The 19333-nt window shown below is 34.7% G+C and carries 16 protein-coding genes; 5 read left to right on the top strand and 11 right to left on the bottom strand.

The window, feature by feature from the left end; all coding sequences use genetic code 11:
• The first annotated feature begins 46 nt into the window (after positions 1-46).
• Positions 47-2107: a S9 family peptidase gene (locus IR213_RS07860; protein WP_194311759.1), complete on the top strand. Its 2061-nt coding sequence runs from the start codon at positions 47-49 to the stop codon at positions 2105-2107.
• A gap of 72 nt (positions 2108-2179) precedes the next feature.
• Complete coding sequence (locus IR213_RS07855) at positions 2180-3220, top strand: PLP-dependent cysteine synthase family protein (RefSeq protein WP_194311758.1); 1041 nt, start codon at positions 2180-2182, stop codon at positions 3218-3220.
• Positions 3221-3298: 78 nt separating this feature from the next.
• Here the strand turns inward: IR213_RS07855 and IR213_RS07850 are convergent, their stop codons facing one another.
• From IR213_RS07850 to IR213_RS07825, 6 genes are all read right to left on the bottom strand, one after another.
• The gene (locus IR213_RS07850) at positions 3299-4009 is read right to left on the bottom strand and encodes a YebC/PmpR family DNA-binding transcriptional regulator (RefSeq protein WP_194311757.1); all 711 of its coding nucleotides are present in this window, start codon (positions 4007-4009) and stop codon (positions 3299-3301) included.
• Between the two features lie 113 nt (positions 4010-4122).
• On the bottom strand, positions 4123-6162 hold the full coding sequence (locus tag IR213_RS07845; RefSeq protein WP_194311756.1) for a carboxy terminal-processing peptidase: 2040 nt from the start codon (positions 6160-6162) through the stop codon (positions 4123-4125).
• Between the two features lie 124 nt (positions 6163-6286).
• Complete coding sequence (gcvT, locus tag IR213_RS07840) at positions 6287-7369, bottom strand: glycine cleavage system aminomethyltransferase GcvT (protein WP_194311755.1); 1083 nt, start codon at positions 7367-7369, stop codon at positions 6287-6289.
• Between the two features lie 173 nt (positions 7370-7542).
• Positions 7543-8073: a GNAT family N-acetyltransferase gene (locus IR213_RS07835; protein WP_194311754.1), complete on the bottom strand. Its 531-nt coding sequence runs from the start codon at positions 8071-8073 to the stop codon at positions 7543-7545.
• Between the two features lie 113 nt (positions 8074-8186).
• Positions 8187-8408: a hypothetical protein gene (locus IR213_RS07830; RefSeq protein ID WP_194311753.1), complete on the bottom strand. Its 222-nt coding sequence runs from the start codon at positions 8406-8408 to the stop codon at positions 8187-8189.
• A 480-nt stretch (positions 8409-8888) separates the two neighbouring features.
• Positions 8889-9512: a fasciclin domain-containing protein gene (locus IR213_RS07825; protein WP_194311752.1), complete on the bottom strand. Its 624-nt coding sequence runs from the start codon at positions 9510-9512 to the stop codon at positions 8889-8891.
• Positions 9513-9711: 199 nt separating this feature from the next.
• Between IR213_RS07825 and IR213_RS07820 the strand changes: the two genes are divergently transcribed.
• The gene (locus tag IR213_RS07820) at positions 9712-10560 is read left to right on the top strand and encodes an NAD(P)H-hydrate dehydratase (protein WP_194311751.1); all 849 of its coding nucleotides are present in this window, start codon (positions 9712-9714) and stop codon (positions 10558-10560) included.
• A 41-nt stretch (positions 10561-10601) separates the two neighbouring features.
• On the opposite strand, the gene IR213_RS07815 is transcribed toward IR213_RS07820, so the two are convergent.
• Positions 10602-11111 carry a GNAT family N-acetyltransferase gene (locus IR213_RS07815; protein ID WP_194311750.1) on the bottom strand — a complete coding sequence of 170 codons (510 nt, stop codon included), beginning with the start codon at positions 11109-11111 and terminating at the stop codon, positions 10602-10604.
• A gap of 267 nt (positions 11112-11378) precedes the next feature.
• On the opposite strand from IR213_RS07815, the gene IR213_RS07810 reads away from it, so the two are divergent.
• Positions 11379-11918 carry a lipid-binding SYLF domain-containing protein gene (locus IR213_RS07810; protein ID WP_194311749.1) on the top strand — a complete coding sequence of 180 codons (540 nt, stop codon included), beginning with the start codon at positions 11379-11381 and terminating at the stop codon, positions 11916-11918.
• 170 nt (positions 11919-12088) lie between these two features.
• On the opposite strand, the gene IR213_RS07805 is transcribed toward IR213_RS07810, so the two are convergent.
• A complete protein-coding gene (locus IR213_RS07805) occupies positions 12089-13204 on the bottom strand; it encodes an acyltransferase family protein (RefSeq protein ID WP_194311748.1) in 1116 nt (371 codons plus the stop codon).
• 379 nt (positions 13205-13583) lie between these two features.
• On the opposite strand from IR213_RS07805, the gene IR213_RS07800 reads away from it, so the two are divergent.
• Positions 13584-14084 (top strand): CAP domain-containing protein, encoded by a 501-nt coding sequence (locus tag IR213_RS07800; protein ID WP_194311747.1) that lies wholly within the window; start codon positions 13584-13586, stop codon positions 14082-14084.
• A 625-nt stretch (positions 14085-14709) separates the two neighbouring features.
• Here the strand turns inward: IR213_RS07800 and IR213_RS07795 are convergent.
• The 3 genes from IR213_RS07795 to IR213_RS07785 form a co-directional block, all read right to left on the bottom strand.
• Positions 14710-16650 carry an OmpA family protein gene (locus tag IR213_RS07795; protein WP_194311746.1) on the bottom strand — a complete coding sequence of 647 codons (1941 nt, stop codon included), beginning with the start codon at positions 16648-16650 and terminating at the stop codon, positions 14710-14712.
• A gap of 11 nt (positions 16651-16661) precedes the next feature.
• Complete coding sequence (locus tag IR213_RS07790) at positions 16662-17570, bottom strand: PorP/SprF family type IX secretion system membrane protein (protein WP_194311745.1); 909 nt, start codon at positions 17568-17570, stop codon at positions 16662-16664.
• A 58-nt stretch (positions 17571-17628) separates the two neighbouring features.
• A partial coding sequence (locus IR213_RS07785; RefSeq protein ID WP_194311744.1) for a gliding motility-associated C-terminal domain-containing protein occupies positions 17629-19333 on the bottom strand: 1705 nt, incomplete at its 5' end.

Genomic DNA, 19333 nt, shown 5'->3' with positions numbered 1-19333 from the left:
TGTGTTATTTTTGTAATACCTTCGTCAAAATTGAAAGTTTAAAAATATGATTAAAAAAATTCTGCCACCAGTAGCCAAAATAATCCCTAAAACATTGGATAAATTCGGCCATGCTAGGACAGACAATTACTTTTGGCTGAATGACAGGGAAAACCCGGAAGTCATTGATTATCTTAAGAAAGAGAATGCCTATTACAAAAAAATGACTGCTCATACCAAGGTTTTTCAAAAGGAATTGTTTGAGGAAATGAAGAGCAGAATCAAGGAGGATGACGAGTCGGTTCCTTATTTATACAATGGCTATTACTATATAACCCGTTTCGAAACAGGAAAAAATTATCCTATTTATTCCAGAAAAAAGGAAAGCCTTTCGGCAAAAGAGGAAATTTTGTTCGATTGCAATAAATTGGCAAAAGGACAATCTTATTTTCAATTGGGAGGTTTGAGTATAAGTCCAGATAATAAATTGGCCGTTTTTAGCATTGACGTCATTGGAAGAAGGATCTATGACATTCAGGTTAAAAATCTGGAAACAGGTAAAATTCTTTCTGATAAAATTGAAAAAGTTTCTGGAACTGCCGTTTGGGCTAATGACAACAAGACTATTTTTTATTCTAGTCAAGATGAAATTACCTTGCGTTCCGATAAAATTTTCAAACATAAATTAGGTTCAAATCAAGCCGATGATGTTTTGGTTTATTTTGAAAAAGATGAAACTTATAATGTTGAGGTTGCCAAATCCAAGTCCAGAAAATATCTGGCGATAGAATCGGGCAGTACTTTGACCACAGAATATAGAATATTGGAAGCTGACAATCCCGACGGAAAATTCAGGATTTTTCAGAAACGGGTTCGAGGTTTGGAATACAGTATCAATCATTATGGAGATAGTTTTTACATAATGACCAATGCGGATAAAGCCACGAATTTCAAGTTGATGAAAACCTTGGAAACAACCACTTCCAAAGAAAACTGGACAGAGGTTATTCCGCATCGTGATGATGTTTTATTGGAAGATATTGAGATTTTCAAGGATTTCCTCGTTTTAGAAGAACGTTTCAATGGATTGAATAGAATACGAATTATGCCTTGGAATGGAGAAGGGGAATATTATTTGCCTTTCGAAAGCGAAACTTATACTGCTTATACTGGAACCAATGTAGATTTTGATACTGATATTTTACGTTATTCCTATCAATCGATGACTACGCCTTCGTCTGTGATTGATTTCAATATGAAGACCAAAACCAAGGAAATCAAGAAAGAACAACAAGTTCTGGGCGGAAAATTCGATAAAAATAATTATACCGAAGAAAGAATTTGGGCTACAGCCAAAGATGGAACCAAAATTCCAATATCGATGGTTTATAGAAAAGGATTAAAAAAAGACGGAAAGAATCCATTGTTGTTATACGCTTATGGTTCGTATGGACATTCAATGGATGCCACGTTTTCATCAACACGATTGACATTGCTTGACAGAGGATTTATTTTTGCTATTGCGCACATTCGTGGTGGAGAAGATTTAGGAAGACAATGGTATGAAGATGGTAAATTGCTGAAAAAGAAAAATACTTTCACTGATTTTATTGATTGTTCCAAATTTGTGATTGAAAAAAAATACACTTCGCCGGAACATTTATATGCCGAAGGTGGTTCAGCGGGTGGGTTATTGATGGGGGCAATTGTGAATTTAGCACCGGAATTATACCACGGAATAATTGTTCAAGTTCCTTTTGTGGATGTAATTACAACAATGTTGGATGATACAATTCCATTAACAACGGGAGAATATGACGAATGGGGGAATCCAAATGTTAAAAAATATTATCATTATATGGCTTCGTATTCGCCTTATGACAATGTTAAAAAACAAAGTTATCCTAATATGTATGTATCAACCGGATTGCACGATTCACAGGTACAGTACTGGGAACCAGCTAAATGGGTTGCTAAATTACGAAGTATGAAAACAGATAATTCCCTTTTATTTCTCGATACAAATATGGAAGCCGGTCACGGAGGAGCTTCGGGAAGGTTCGAAGCCATTAAGGAATTGGCAAAAGAATTCAGTTTTTTATTAGATTTAGAAAAAATTGAAAAGTAATTAGAAAATTTTTGTTAAATTTGCAGGGATTTTAGGTTAAACTAAAAAGTGTCCTTGATTAACTATTTTTTTATGAAAGAAGAAATTAACGCTTATAATAATATTTTAGAATTAATAGGCAACACACCACTTATTAAACTAAATAAAGTTACCGAAGAATTAGAAGGAAATTTTTACGCAAAGGTAGAAGCTTTTAATCCCGGACATTCCACCAAAGATAGAATTGCTTTATTTATAATTGAAGAAGCCGAGAAGAGAGGAATCCTTTCTCCTGGTGATACTATTATAGAAACTACTTCTGGGAATACTGGTTTTAGTTTAGCGATGGTAAGTATTATCAAAGGTTACAACTGTATATTAGCTGTTAGTTCAAAATCTTCTAAGGATAAAATTGATATGCTTCGCAGTTTAGGCGCAAAAGTATATGTTTGTCCAGCACATGTTTCTGCAGATGATGAGCGTTCTTATTACAATGTTGCCAAACGTTTGCACGAAGAAACCAAAGGTTCTGTTTATATCAATCAATATTTTAATCAATTGAATGTTGATGCGCATTACAAGTCTACAGGTCCAGAAATTTGGGAACAGACAAACGGTAAAATTACACACCTTATTGCTTGTAGCGGAACAGGTGGAACTATTTCTGGAACTGCAAAATACTTGAAAGAGCAAAATCCAAATATTAGAATTTTAGGTGTTGATGCTTTTGGTTCAGTTTTGAAAAAATACCATGAAACCAAAGAGTTTGATAACAACGAAATCTATCCATACAGAATTGAAGGTTTAGGAAAAAACCTGATTCCATCTGCTACAGATTTTGATATTATTGACAAGTTTATGAAAGTTACAGATGAAGAAAGCGCACATTCTACAAGAGAATTAGCAAAAAGAGAAGGCTTATTTGTAGGTTATACTTCTGGTGCAGTTCTTCAAGCCATTAAGCAATATTCCGAAGAAGGTGAATTTGACAAAAACAGTAATGTAATTGCTATTTTCCCAGATCACGGTTCCCGTTATATGAGTAAAGTGTTTAGTGATGACTGGATGAACGAACAAGGTTTTTTTGACAGTATCAATGAAGAAGAAGTTCAAAAAATTGAATTTATAAAATAGATTTTATATGTAATTACCAATAAAAAAACCTCCATTCGTTTTCGAATGGAGGTTTTTCATGAAATCTGGAATCTCTGATTACTCTTCCATAGTATGATATACGTTCATTACATCATCGTCTTCTTCCATTTTTTCGATTAGTTTCTCTACGTCTGCCATTTCAACTTCGGTGAGTTTTTTTGTGATTTGAGGAATACGCTCAAAGCCGGAAGAAAGGATTTCTATTTTTCTGTTTTCCAATTCTTTTTGGATAGTTCCAAAACTACCAAAAGGAGCATAAATCAAGATTCCGTCTTCGTCTTCAAAAACTTCTTCGGCACCAAAATCGATTAATTCCAATTCTAATTCTTCTGGGTCAATTCCGTTAGCGGGAATTCTGAAGTTACAAGTGTGGTCAAACATAAATTCTACTGAACCTTGTGTTCCCATTGTTCCGTTACATTTGTTAAAATAACTTCTGACATTCGCAACCGTTCTGTTATTGTTATCCGTGGCAGTTTCTACCAGAATCGCAATTCCGTGTGGCGCATATCCTTCAAATAAGACTTCTTTATAGTTGGCAGTATCTTTATCGGTTGCTTTCTTTATGGCGCGTTCCACGTTTTCTTTGGGCATATTTACAGCCTTTGAATTCTGGATTACCGCTCTTAATCTGGAGTTGGCATCAGGATTAGGTCCGCCTTCCTTTACAGCCATTACAATATCTTTCCCAATTCTGGTAAATGCTTTAGCCATTGCTGACCAACGTTTCATTTTTCTACCTTTTCTGAACTCAAACGCTCTTCCCATTTCTAATTATTATTTTGAACTGCAAAAATACAGTTATTCCTTATTTTATCAAATATTTTTTTAATCAATCGATTCATTGATTTTTTGCTTTTTCCAAATTGGTGATTGAGCGGTTATTTCCCATAATTATTGATGTCATTTAATATCGCAACGGCTTCTTCTATATATGGACTGGTTTTTAAATCTTTAATTTTATAGGTGTTGATTTCTTGCTGAAAAGAATCCAATTTTAATTTTTCCGAATCGTATGAATTATTCGAAATCGCACAGTTGTTTTCTATTTTGGCAATCTTTTTGACTTTTTTCCAAAGAGAATCTATTTCATGAATATCATTGAATACTTCCTTGAAAGTTACCTGAAGTGATTTTTTGGGATCATTGTAAAGTGCGTTGATTCCATCGTTTGTCAAATTAATTTCATTGAAAAGGGCATTGTTTTTCAATCTTGAATTGCTGAGATCAATTATTGAAGGATAATAATCTTTTCGGAAGGGAGCAAATCGTGTTTTTGAGTTGATGACATCATATTTTAAAGCCGTTTTATAACTTATTTCACGAGGAACAATGCTGTCATATAATATAGGAAGCGCAATATCCGGAATGATTCCTTTTATCTGATTGCTGTCTCCTGTAATTCTGTAGAATTTCTCAACCGTTAATTTTACGAAATCTTGTTTATTTTCATCCAAGGGCAAAATAGTCTGCATCGAAGCCTTTCCCAACGATTTGCTTCCAACAATGATTGCACGATTATAATCTTGCATTGTGGCAGTAAAAAACTCACTTGCCGATGCGGAATTTCCATTGATTAATATTACTATTGGACCATAATAAACGCTGCCTCGGTTATAATCTTTTAAAACACTTTGCTTGTTTTTACTATTTACCAAAACCGATACTGGTCCATAATCGATAAACATTCCGGCTAATTTAATAGCTTCTTCCATAGAGCCACCTCCGTTATCCTGAAGGTCAATTATTAAACCCTGAATGTTGTCCTGATTGAGTTTTACAATTTCTTTGGCAACATCATCGGCACAACCTTGTTCACTATATCCGTCAAAATCGGAGTAAAAGTTAGGAATATTAATGTAGCCCACTTTGATTTCCTTTTCGACGATGAAACTGGAAACGGCATTTGCAGTAGTTCTCATAACTTGCTTTTTGAGTAGCACAGCAAGAATATTTCCGTTTTTCTTTTGTATGGTCAATTCTATTTCCTCATTGGAATCGGAATAAATCAATTCTCCAATTTTGTCTAAGGACGTACAGGAAACTAAATAGTCTTCTCCTTTTTTATTCGAAACTTTCAGAATTACATCGTCTTTTTCAAACTTCTCCGCTCTGGCAGCCGGTCCTCCAGGGACAATTTCTTCCACAACAATTTCCTCCTTGTCGTTTAGACTGACATTGAGTCCTAATGACAAACCACTTGTTGTTAAATCGGACATAAAACTGGTTTTGGCATCCTGTGAAAAGTAATTTGTATGTGGGTCAAAATACGTACAAAAAATATTCAGAAAATCATTCTGAAGGTCATAACCCAACCCTTTTTTGCTTTCCAAAATACTATTCACTTTACACAAATGGGTGTCAAATATTTTTACTTTTGAGATTTTTTCGAGTTTTGCAAAATTCTGGTTTAGTGAATCTAAATTTGAACTCAATTTCGAAATATCTTCCAGAATATCATACTTGATTCTTTTTCTCCATACTTTATCGATGTTTGCTGCCTCTAAGTCAAAAGGGAAGTTTTTCTTTGAGAATTTAACCGTGTCTTTTGCGGTGTAATCCAGCACTTCATTTTGCATTTTTTCGAGTGTCTTTTTCTTTCTTTCCAAAGCAAATTGGTAAACAGAAATAAAATCATTCATAAAGGAACAATCATTTTGCAAAATGTAATTGTCCAGCAAAAGCCTGCTTTTACAGAGGTTTTCGTATTCTGTTTTGGTAAATAAGTTTCTGTTGCCATCCAAACCATCCATAAAAGTATCAAATACAAAAACTGACAGACTGTCGTCTACCGGTTTCGGATGGAAATGTTCGTGTTGAATTAATGCATTTATTTTGGAAAGTAATTCACAAGTTTTTGCACTATTTTGACCAAATAGGGAAAATGTTGTCAGGAACAGTACGAGTGAAATTTTCTTCATTTACCAGTTTATTAAGTGCAATTTAAAATAAAATTACCGCAATTTCGCAAATTATTTATACAGTTTTGTATGTTTTCAATTTGCGAATTTGCGGTTTTTTTTTTTTTTTTTTAAACAGCTGTTCTTATTTCTTGTAAAAAGGCAATTTTACAACCTTAGCTGGAACATCATTTTTTCTAATTCTGATAAAAATGTCGCTGCCAATAGCACTGTTTTCGGTAGTTACATAACCCAGTCCAATACCAACATTCATCGAAGGTGACATTGTTCCCGAAGTTACGATACCGATAAGAGTTCCCGAGGCATCCACAATTTCATAATCGTGTCTAGGTACAGCGCGTTCCTGCATTTCGAAAGCTACTAATTTCTTGGATACACCTGCTTCTTTTTGCTTTTTCAAGTTCTCGGAATTGGTAAATTCTTTGGTGAATTTGGTAATCCAACCCAAGCCGGCTTCCAGAGGAGAAGTGGTATCGTTGATGTCGTTTCCGTACAAACAAAATCCCATTTCCAAACGCAAAGTGTCACGAGCGGCAAGACCAATTGGCTTAATCCCAAAAGCAGCACCAGCTTCAAAAACTTTGTTCCAGATTTGTTCCACTTCGTCATTTTTGCAATAAATCTCAAAACCTCCTGAACCGGTGTAGCCTGTTGCCGAGATAATCACGTTTTCGATTCCTGCAAAATCCCCCACTTCAAAATGATAGTATGGAATCGTAGCCAAATCTAATGAAGACAAGGATTGCATCGCTTCCACAGCTTTTGGACCTTGAATTGCCAATAATGAATAATCATCCGAAAGATTTCTCATATCCACACCTAAATCATTGTGCGCCGAAATCCAATTCCAGTCTTTATCAATATTCGAAGCATTTACAACCAATAAATACTGCTCGTCTTTCATTTTGTAAACAATTAAATCGTCTACAATTCCGCCATCATTGTTGGGTAAACAAGAATATTGCGCTCTTCCGATGGTTAAAGTCGAAGCATCGTTTGAAGTCACTTTTTGAATCAAAGCCAAAGCATTTGGACCCGTTAGCAAAAATTCGCCCATATGCGACACATCAAAAACACCTACACTGTTGCGAACAGTTTCATGTTCAGCATTTACACCTTCGTATAAAATAGGCATATTGTATCCGGCAAACGGAAGCATTTTTGCTCCCAAACTCTCGTGTATGTGCGTCAGCGCAGTATTTTTCATTGTAGATTTTTTGTAAAATTTGAAGTGGCTAATTTATCGATTTTAATCGGAGTGGCAAAGGGTTTTTGATAGCTATTTGCATCACTCATCATCGCGAGAAACGGGAACCATCTCACATCAAAAAGCCTACAATTTTAGATTATGGAACTTTATTAAGCATCATAATAAGTGTTTTAGGATTTAAATAAATCTAATTCCATAAACAATAAATATTGTCGAAACTCTTCCGGTATTTCTACCTCGTCATAAACAGATATGTCTTTAAATCCGATGCTTCGGTAGAGTAAATGAGCAGCTTCCATAAACTTTGGGCTGTCCAAACGTACTTTTGTATAACCCGTTTCTTTTGCAGCCGAAAGTAAGGATTGAAGTATGGCTCGTCCTGCTCCAACGTTTCTGAAAGAAGGGTCAACATACATACGTTTTATTTCCCCTATTTCTTCATTAATGCTTTTTAGACAACCTATTCCGCACGGATTTCCATCTGCAAATGCCAGCATTAGTCTTCCGTTTGGCGGCAGGAATTTGGTAATATTTTCAATGTCTTGTTGTACAGTTTCTTTTGGATTGTGAGGATGTACACCATAGAGCATTTGCATTTTGTCGTTTCCCCAAGTGAGGTATTCAGTCCATAATTGTCTGATACAATCAATGTCATTGGGAAGCTGAGCGTCCTGAATTTTAACAACGAAATTTTTATTCATAGGTATCGTATTTAAGTTTTTAGTTTCTATTTTGTTAGTGCGAGTGAGGAATTTTAATTAATATTATGTTAATTTATTTGGTCGGGTTTTCTTTTGCGAGTAAGAAAGCAGTCTTATAAATGATTTAAAAACCAGTACATTTCATAACTAAATATTACCATTAATAATCCGTCAATGATGAGGACAAGATAACTTTGTGTATCTTTTTTCATTTTTATAAAAGAAATGCCATTTATGAAGGTCACAATGGTAAGCACGAATGAAGTGCCTTGAAGAATATAAAATGAATATGCCAAAACAGTGAGTACAATATTACTGTATTTATCTACCTTCATTGACAAAGGATAAAAAAAAGTCAGGGATAAAACTATACAGATTATGGCTATTAGCGCCAGATATAAGTTTTTATTTGAAGATTGATTTAAATTCTTTGCTTGATTTTCCTTTTCAATCATTAAAGTTGAATGAGCATTTGAAATTCAGTTTTGCCAACGTTAGACCGCTTCAATCGGTTGTTGACCAAAGTGGCTGTGTTCTCTTTGCCGAAGATAGGGATTTTTCGTGAAGAAAAAGCACCATTTAAATCAAACATCTAGCTCTACGAAGTTTCCTGACTTAATAGCCACAACACTTTGCAGCTAAAACAGTTCATAAGTCAGAGTTAAAAAACAGCTATAATATTTAGTGATTTTAACAAAATCGGGAGAATTCGCACAAGGGTTTTAAATAAAGAAATGCTGTTTTAAAAAAAAACAGCATTTCTTAAGGAAAAAAAATTAAAGCATATATTGCAAAAAAAAGCCTATTATTTTATATTATTTAATTGGCAATAATACTGTATCTACTACGTGAATGATACCATTTGATGCAGAGATATTTGCTGTTGTAATATTTGCAGTATTGCCCACTGCAGTAATCATCCCATTTTTATCTACTGAGAAAGTAGCCCCGAGTAGTGTTGTTATTGTACGTGAGCCGTTTGGAGGAACTACACTATTGGCAGCACGGCGTCCCTCGACAACATGATATTTTAACACATCCAATACCAATGTTGGAGGAAGATCAGTGATTTTATTGACTCCCAAAGTAGTATAAAGGTTTTTAAACGCAGCATCTGTCGGAGCAAATACAGTGTATTGATCTTTTCCATTCAAGAATAGGTTTACTAAACCAGCGTTTAATTCTTTATCTACATAAACTAGAGCGCCTACCAGTTCATTGAATCCTGCATTTATTGCAATTCCTGCAATAGGAGTTTCTCCTGGTTTAGGGGCACTATTTGAAGATTTGAAAGTTTCCCCAGTAGCGGTTTTAGAGATATTCATTACATCCATGCCTTGTGTTTCCTGATTATCACAAGAAATGGTTACAATTGACAAAGTAGCAATCAAAATGAAAGCTTTTAACGATCCAAATAATTTAAAGTTGTTTGTTTTCATGGTTGTTTTTTTTTAAATTAATAAAGTTATTTTTTTGTCTAACAAAAATTTTATAAAGTTAAACAAATATAATTAAGCGTAAAATCATTTAACTATATTTTAACAATTATCTCATTATGAGGTTGTTATAAAAACATGACGCAGTCCTTTATTAAAAAAAAAGTTATTGAATTTTTGTATCTTTACACAAACAAATCCAATGAAATCTTCCATTCCAATAGATAAAGCGGCAATTCTAAAACGCTATAAACCCATTGATGCCCATACCCACAAAGGCATTCAGGGTCACGCTTTGTTAGTTGGTGGCAGTTATGGTAAAATAGGAGCGATGACTTTGTCCTCCAAGGCTTGTTTAAAAACCGGTTGCGGATTAGTCACAGTATTTATTCCGCGATGTGGTTACGAAATCCTTCAAACTGCCAATCCAGAAGTGATGGTTTTGACTGATGTTCAGGAAAAATACATTTCGAATATTGAATTTAATTTTATGCCCAATGCCATCGGAATTGGACCCGGAATAGGGCAGGAGTTGGAAACCCAGAATGCGCTCCATGAATTTCTGACCAATGACAAAAGGCTTTTAGTCATCGATGCCGATGCACTGAATATTTTGTCGCAAAACGCAGCATGGATTTCATTATTGCCCGATAAAACGATTCTCACGCCACACCCAAAAGAACTGGAACGACTTATTGGGAAATGGAATTCGAATACTGAAAAATTCGAGAAAACTGTTGCTTTTTCTAAGTTACATCATGTTATTATTGTAATGAAAGGCGCACCCACTTTTATCATTGACGGCGAGACTATTTACGAAAACTCCACCGGAAACGCAGCATTGGCCACAGCCGGAACTGGCGACGTTTTAACGGGAATGATTACGAGTTTATTGGCACAATCCTACGAACCTATAGATGCTGCCATTCTTGGCGTTTATCTTCACGGATTGACTGCTGATATAGCTTTGCACAAAACTGGTTATCAGTCGTTTATTGCTTCGGATGTTATTTCGAATATTGGAAAAGCTTTTTTGAGTTTGGAGAAATAATGTCATTAACAGAGAATTCCTGAATCATCGAAAAATTAAAACTATGAAATTCTTTTTTCCAATACCATAAATTCTAAAGGTTTATTTGAGGTTTGGCTAAAAACATCGCTCTCCGGGAATGGTTTTCTTGCCCCTGTATCTTCATAGCCGTGGCGTTTGTACCACGAAATAAGTTCTTCCCGAACGGTTATCACTGTCATACCAATTTTAGACAAGCCCAATTCCGAAGCATGAATTTCTGCATGTTCTAATAGTTTTTTTCCAATACCGCTATTTTGCAACTCAGGCGAAACCGTTAACATTCCTAAATACAATAGATTCTTTTTTTCAATCAACAAAACACATCCTATAATTCGGTCATTTTCCGTATATTTCAGAAAAGTGTTCTTTTTATCTTGAATAATTTCAATTAATTCCTTTTCAGTGGTTCTGCCTCCTTCTAACAGGTCGGCTTCGGTAGTCCATCCTTTTTTAGAAAATTCTCCACGGTAGGCCGAATTGATTAATTTGTTTAAAGAAGAAACGTCTTCTACTGCTGCTTTTGTAATCATTGTTAATTTTTATATTCCGGTTTGTGGTTTTGTATTTTTCAAAGATAAAAAAAAGGATAACAAAACAGCATTTCAATTCAGCTGTTGTTTGTATCTTCTCTTTATAGACACAATTTAAAGGCTCAAAGAATCAGGGTTTTAATTAGTTTAAAAACTAATAATTAAAAAAAAAACTATAGTTTTGAAAATCAGATTATTATTGTTATTTATCAAGTTTTTTGTTAACTTTGAGTAGCTGATTTTTACAACAATTTAATATACATAAAAATGAAAACATTAAATGTTATTTGGTTAATGGTGATGGCTTGTGTACTTAATATAATGCCAATTTTTGGACAATCAGAATCTCAAAAGAATAAAATTATTGCTGATAGCCATAAGGCAAAGGCTGAGTTCATTGCGGCTGACAGTCTTATGAAAGCACTTTTTGATAAATCTTATGGTTATGCCATCTTTCCCAATGTAGGTAAAGGAGGTTTTGGAGTTGGGGGAGCAGCAGGAAACGGGGTTGTCTATGAACAGAATCAGATGGTAGGAATGGCCAAATTATCGCAAGTGAGCATCGGATTCCAGGCAGGCGGACAAGCTTATCGTGAAGTGATATTTTTTGAGTCTAAAAAGGCCTTAGATCGCTTTAAAAACAGCCAATTAGAATTTTCTGCTGATGTTTCGGCAGTAGCCGTAAAATCTGGAGCCTCAGCGAATGCTAAATATGCTAAGGGTGTCATGGTCTTAACGATGCAAAAGGGTGGACTTATGTACGAAGCATCCGTTGGTGGACAAAAGTTTAAGTTTAAACCAATGTAAAGTGCTTTTTCTGGGCAGAAACTCAAAGACTGACTTTTAATTATTCTTTTAATAGTGTTATTTTACAAAAGTCAACAGATTTTGTTGGCACAAAAAAAACGGATTCGATTTGAATCCATTTTTTAGTATTAAACCATTTAAAAATTAGTTTTTTAAATCTGAATGTGTCTCTATTTTTGGAAGACTTTATTATTAATCCATTTTCTAACCGGTATATCATATAATTTTAGGCAAGTATAAGCGAGGGCGACACTCGAAAAAAAAGTTAATATGCTCACAGGATATGCTTCACTAAACTTGATTTTATTATCTACTGCCCAGGCTGTATATATGTATATTATTGGATAGTGTGTAATGTAAATTGGATACGAAATATCACCAAAAAATTTACATAGCCGTGAAGATAATTTACCTTTAATCTCTCCGCTTGCCCCCAAGAAAATTATTAAAGGGAAAAATAAAATAACTGCAACAGAATCATAAATACCATTCAGCCATAAATGCTCGCTTCCGCCAATTCTTGGCATAGCTAGTACCATAATAACTAGCAAACTGCACAAAAAAAACGCATTTTTTATTTGAATTAATTTTCCCATACGAAAAAGTAATACTCCTGCAAAAAACGGATACATCATTCGAGCAAAACCAATATGTAAGTGTTTAGGATTAAACGACCAACCTCCTATAATATCACCATTTGGACTTGTTACTGCAAGATGAATTAATGCGCAACCAGAAAGAAAGACTAGTATTGAAAGCGCTGTTTTTGAAAATTTTCTAACAAAAAGAGCATACATAATATTAGCTATATATTCAAAAAATAAAGACCAACCCGGTCCATTAAGCGGATGCATTTCTGCCCAACCACGAATGTCCAAAGAAGGCGGAACAGGAATCAGCGTAAATCCAATCACCATTACTAACAGCATTTTCCATACCGGAATGTCATGAATCATTGGAAACAATGATGAATCTTGAAAATAAAACAATATAGCCCCAATAATCATTCCCATAATTACCATTGGTTGAAGTCGAATCAATCGGCGTTTAAAAAAATCCCCAATCGACATTTTATCCCATCGATCATCATAGGCGTAACCAATAACAAAACCGGATAGTAAAAAGAAAAAATCCACAGCAAGATAGCCGTGGTTTATTATTTGGTCGAGATGGCTTGTTGAATGTGCCTCAAAAATGTGAAAAGCGACCACCATCAGTGCTGCTACACCGCGCAATCCATCTAAAATGGGATAATGAGGTTTTGTGGTTGTGGTATTAGTAATCATAAGTTTTATTTTTATTTAGTCAAATATATAATATAGTATTTCGAAGACAAAAATATATTGGCCTTTTATAAAAACAAACTTCCTTTCTTATCAATCATATACATTTATAAAAACTAAAACTAAGTCTTAGTATTAAAAGTCCCGCAATTAGACTGCCCCCAAAAATTTAGACAAATCTTTATATTCTAAATTAAATGATTTAGTCAAATATGTAAGAAAATTATATAGTTAAAAATATATTACGTGTATTTCATCGATATTATTTGGTGTTTAAACGATAATACGTCTATCTTTATGCAATAATTAAACAAGTTCATACAGAATTAACCCTAAAGAAGTTTGCCCCACAATCTACTTTAAACTTAAACTACTTTTTATTATGAAAGCAAAATTACTTCGTGTATTATTGCTGTTTGCAATAGTATTCACAATGAATTCATGTTCCTCTGACAGCTCTGAGAATCCTACTTCTACAGCTTCAACACAAAAAGCAATGCCTTATACCTATAATTCATCAGAAATTGAGGCTATGGCTTTGATAAATGCTTATAGAGTAAGTATTGGTTTAAATGAATTAAAACAGATTAATCACATTTCTTATAAATCTGAAGAACATGATAACTATATGATAACTAATAATGTAGTAAATCACGATGATTTTGTTGCACGTTCGGAAAATATAATGAAAGTTTTAGGAGCAAAAAGCGTAAGTGAAAATATTGCCTATAATTATAATTCTCCCCAAGCTGCTTTAGATGCCTGGTTGAAAAGCCCAAGTCACAAAGCAAACATCGAGGGTAATTTTACAAATTTTGGACTTTCAATCAGAGTTAGTGCAGAAGGTAAAAAATATTACACAAATATCTTTGTAAAAATATAAGTAAAGTTTGTTTTTTAATTTAGAAGCTGCCTTAAAGAGGCAGTTTTTTTATGGTTACTATTTTCTGTGCAATGAGCTTAAGCCATAATAACTTCACAAATAATATTTGAATTATTGTCCAATTTTGATTAGCGTCCAATTAGCTATAAATATCTTTTACTTTGCTTAGATAAATATTTATAAAGTTCAATAAGTAAGGAAGCCATTGAAAAAGACATACATATCTTCAGAATTGTAGTAAACGAAACCCATACGATAGATATGACTTAATAAATTTAATAGATTTTTTTTTAAATTATTAAGATTTTAAGAATTATATAAGTATAAATAAAACGGTTTTTTTTGACAATTCATTTTGAATACTTTGCACAAAAACTAATTATTAAGAAAATACCTTAGTCAATTATGATTATTTAATAATTTCCATAAGAGTAAAATCAGAAATTAATATTATGTATGTCTTTAAAATTTAAAAAATTGTTATAAATCAATAAATTACTTATAAGTTGCATCAATAGGGTTGTTTTTTTGTTAAAAAAGTTTGATGTTATATTGGTTTATATGACAAAAAAACGTTCGAAAGCTAAACTTCCGAACGTTTTTAATTGAATTATAAATTTAAATTTTATAGACCAGTAATAATAAATTCGCTGCGTCTGTTAAGCTGATGTTCTTCTTCAGTACATTTTACACCATCAGCACATTGGTTTACTAATTGTGTTTCGCCATATCCTTTACCGGTTAATCTGCTCGGATTAGCACCATTTTTTACCAACCAGTTAATCGTAGCTTTGGCTCTGTTTTCAGACAAGACTTCATTGTATTTAAAAGAAGCGCGGCTGTCTGTATGTGAACGTATGTCTAGTTTCATAGTCGGATTTTGATTCAATACATCTAATATTTTTTCTAAATCTAATGCAGCTTCAGTTCTTATATTGTATTTATCTAAATCGAAATAAATCATTTTAATACCAAAACATTTTCCTAAATCATCACCCACGGCCACTTTGCATGCTTCTTTTTCCAAAGCAATCGGCAAATTCGTTTTTCCATTGTTTTCCATAGCAATGGTTACTTTTTGTTCTTTAGTAGTGTAATCCATTTTAGCAGCTCTCACATTATAGTTTTTACCACATTCAACGGCGAAAGTATAATTTCCGGAAGGATCAGTAACAACTGTATTTACTATGTTGAATTCACTGTCAAACAAACTGATTTTAGCATCAGGCAGTATCTGAGCTGTAGTCAAATCGGTTACAGTTCCATACAATTCCTGTTCGCATTTGAGTCTTCTGATTTCGAGAAATTTATAAATATCATCATATCCCTGACCACCACCTCTGTTAGAGCTTACAAAACCTTTTCTGGATTTGGTATCAATCAGATAAGCAAAATCATCTTTAGGCGAATTGACACCGTCTCCTAGATTTTGAATCTCTCCAAAAGTTCCGTCGGTGTTGATTTTAGACACAAAGACATCCATACCACCCAGACCAGGATGCCCGTCAGAGGCAAAATAAAGTTCATTTTCATCAGTAACAAGCGGAAAACTTTCCTTTCCTTCGGTATTGATTCCATTTCCTAAATTCTCTGGAGTTGCAAAACTGCCATCTTCATTAATTTTAACTTTGAATATATCTGACTGACCCATTGTTCCGGGCATATCTGACACAAAATACAATGTCTTTTCGTCTGGACTTAATGCAGGGTGAGCTGCACTGTACTGATCACTGTCGAAAGGCAATTCGGTAACTTTAGTCCACTCATTGTTTTCAAAAGTGGCTTTATATACTTTTATTAAAGTAATCCCATTTCCATCTTTTCCCTTTTTACCATCCAGATAATTGTTTCTGGTAAAATACATGGTTTTCCCGTCTTTGGTAAAAACAGCACTAGATTCGTGGAATTTTGAATTTACTTTTTTAGAAAGTTTGCTTACTTTCCCTGGAGTCATATCTTCACCTAAATCTGTAACATAAAGGTTGGTAAAGCTTTGATTAGTCCATTTGTGTTTTCTATGCATTAGACCTCCTGTATCTCTTGCCGAGGTAAAAACAAGTTTATTAAGGTAGAAAGAGCTTCCATAATCGGAATATTTTGAGTTGATTCCAGCATCTTCAACTTTATATCTGCCTGAATTAACCTTGATTCTATCGAGATAATTTTTGTTTTTTTCGTAAAGATTGGCTCTTTTATCGTTTCCCGCTTTCTGGTGGAATTTTTCAAGCATCTCGTTTGCCTTATCTATTTGTCCAACGGCTTTCAGCGATTGGGCATATCGGTAGAAATATTCAGGTTGCTGATCTGGAGCCATAGCAAACAATTCATCATACCATTTGGCCGCTTTATCCAATTCGCCATTGAAGTAATAGGAATTACCGAGTTTTTGGAACATATCTTCTGATTTGTATCCTTTCTCAGCTACCCTTTCATAGGTTTTAATAGCATCAATGTAGGCAAAACTGTTGTATTTCTTATCTGCAGAAGTAAGTTGGGCTTTTTGTGCATAACTGTTAAATGAAAAAACACTTATTATCGTTATGTAAAGGAGTATAAAATTTTTCATAATAATTGTTTTTAGAAGAATCTAGGAGTTGTGATTTTTTGGATGTTGTTGAATAATTCATAACGCAGGAATATCTCATGCGAACCGGAATTATAGTTGGCTAAATTGGTTGTTTCTTTGTCGTATCCGTAACCAATATATAAACCATCAGATACTTGAAAACCTGCCAAAGCACTTATAGAAGCACTCCATCTGTAAGCAACTCCAAGCATAAATTTGTCATAGAACATAAAATTTCCGGAAACATCAACTTGAAGTGGAGCACCTTGCACCATTTTGGTTAGAAGAGCTGGTTTAAATTTTACTGAATCACTGAGGTCAAATACAACTCCGGCAATAAAGTAGTAATTCATTTTTTCTTTGAAAATAGCCACTTCATTGTCGTCATAGCGATTGGTTTCAATAAAGTTCGGTACTGAAAAACCTATATAGGCTTTGTCTGAATGCAAATAAATACCGGCTCCAATGTTAGGAGTGAATTTACTATAATTTTGCAAACTTGGGTCAGCGGCATTTACAGGATTTAATTTGGTTGCATCCAAATCAAATAAATTCGCTGTTGCCTTAATCCCAAAGGAGAGTTTCCAGGTTTCGGATGTTTGGATAGTATAAGACAAATCGGCAGAGATAGCATTCTCGTTTGTAGGTCCAATTTTATCATTGATCAGCGAGACACCCAATCCCAAATTACTTCCGTTGAGTGGGGTATTGACAGACACTGTATTGGTAACGGGTGCTCCGTCCAGTCCAACCCATTGAGTACGATGCAGGGCAAACATACTTAAGGCTCCTCTCGATCCAGCATATGCAGGATTGACATTGATTGTGTTGTACATGTATTGCGTAAATTGTGCGTCTTGTTGAGCATAACTTACCACTCCAGTAAACATCAAAGCGAATAATAGTATTCTTGTCTTCATTTAGTTTGTTGTTTAAACCCGGGAGTTTTAATTCCCGGGAGTTAGATTTGAGTTAAATTTATCTTGAAAGGTATATAAACCCGTCTTTTCTATTTATTTGAATATTTCCAGTTCCATCAAAGGATTCGTAATTCACGATGTAATAATAAGTTCCCGTAGGCAAACCATCAGATTTATTTATAGTTGTTCTTCCTCTTGAATAACCATCAAACACATTACTTGAATTATTGTATTTAGTGGTTTCAAAAACTAATACTCCCCAACGATTATATATTTCTACAGAAATACCAGAAGGATAACAAATATTGTCTTCCACACCGTCAATGATGAGTTGCTCATTGATACCATCTCCATTTGGAGTAAATGCATTATGGACAACTATAGCTTCGCAACCTAATACTTTACAATCGAAGTTAACATTCATATTTATTTTTATACTCAAAGGACAAGATCCATCAGTGACCTTATATTCGAAAACATAATCACCAAGAGCCATATCTAGAGGAGATAGAATACTTCCTTGCAAATGTCCTGAATTATTTACATCTATCCAAATTCCATTTGTAGGAGTACCAACAGGCAACAAATTATTTAAGTCTATTGGTGTTGAGTCTGCATTACAAGCCGAACTAGGAATAACTGTGTTGGCATTTGCAATAGACACATTCACTGTTTGAATGAATTTTGACTCGTTTCCACAAGCATCAGCTACACTCCATTCCCTCACAATTGTATAAGTCGTTGGTGTTTGATTGATTGTTTTTTCTGTATAAATAGCAGGATTAACTGCTGAACAATTGTCAACAAACACTAACTCAGGTTTAACTGGTACAGCGTCACATTTAACATCAACAGTTGTAGGAAATGACGTAGATGTTGTAGGGCCAGTTGTATCTGTTACACTAATAGTTTGAGATGCTTTTGAAGCATTTCCACAAGCATCCGTAGCTGTCCAGGTTCTGGTTACGGAATATGAACCTGCACAACCTCCTGGAGTTGTTACATCAGTTGAAGTCAATGTAACTGCACTTCCGCAAACATCCGTTGCAGTTGCTACTGCAAAAGCAGGAGTGGCAGGACAAGAGATGGTTGAAGCCTCTGGTAAAGCTGCGATAATAGGTGCGGTTACATCTTGGACATTTATTGTTTGTGAAGCTGAAGCAGCATTACCGCAAGCATCAGTAGCAGTCCAGGTTCTGGTTACAGAATATGACCCTGCACAACCTCCTGGAGTTGTTACATCAGTCGAAGTCAATGTAACTGCACTTCCGCAAACATCCGTTGCAGTTGCTACTGCAAAAGCAGGAGTGGCAGGACAAGAGATGGTTGAAGCCTCTGGTAAAGCTGCGATAATAGGTGCGGTTACATCTTGGACATTTATTGTTTGTGAAGCTGAAGCAGCATTACCGCAAGCATCCGTAGCTGTCCAGGTTCTGGTTACAGAATATGACCCAACACAAGCGCCGTTAGTAGTTACATCAGCCGAAGTCAAGATTACTAAACTTCCACAAGCATCGGTAGCCGTCGCCACTGCAAAAGTAGGAGTTGCAGGGCAAGATATGGTTGAAGGCGCTGGCAAAACAGCTATCACTGGTTTTGTTGTATCCTGAACCGTTACAGTTTGAAGGTGAGTTGTAGCATTGTTGCAAGCATCAGTTGCAGTCCAAGTTCTAGTCAAGGTGTAAGCACCAGCACAAGCACCCTCGACAGCAGTTTCAGTAAATGTTACTGTTGCATTTCCACAATTATCAGTTGCCGTTAAA

It is taken from the genome of Flavobacterium soyangense, assembly GCF_015277675.1.
Classification (GTDB): domain Bacteria; phylum Bacteroidota; class Bacteroidia; order Flavobacteriales; family Flavobacteriaceae; genus Flavobacterium; species Flavobacterium soyangense.
This window is presented reverse-complemented; position numbering and strand designations above follow the sequence as displayed.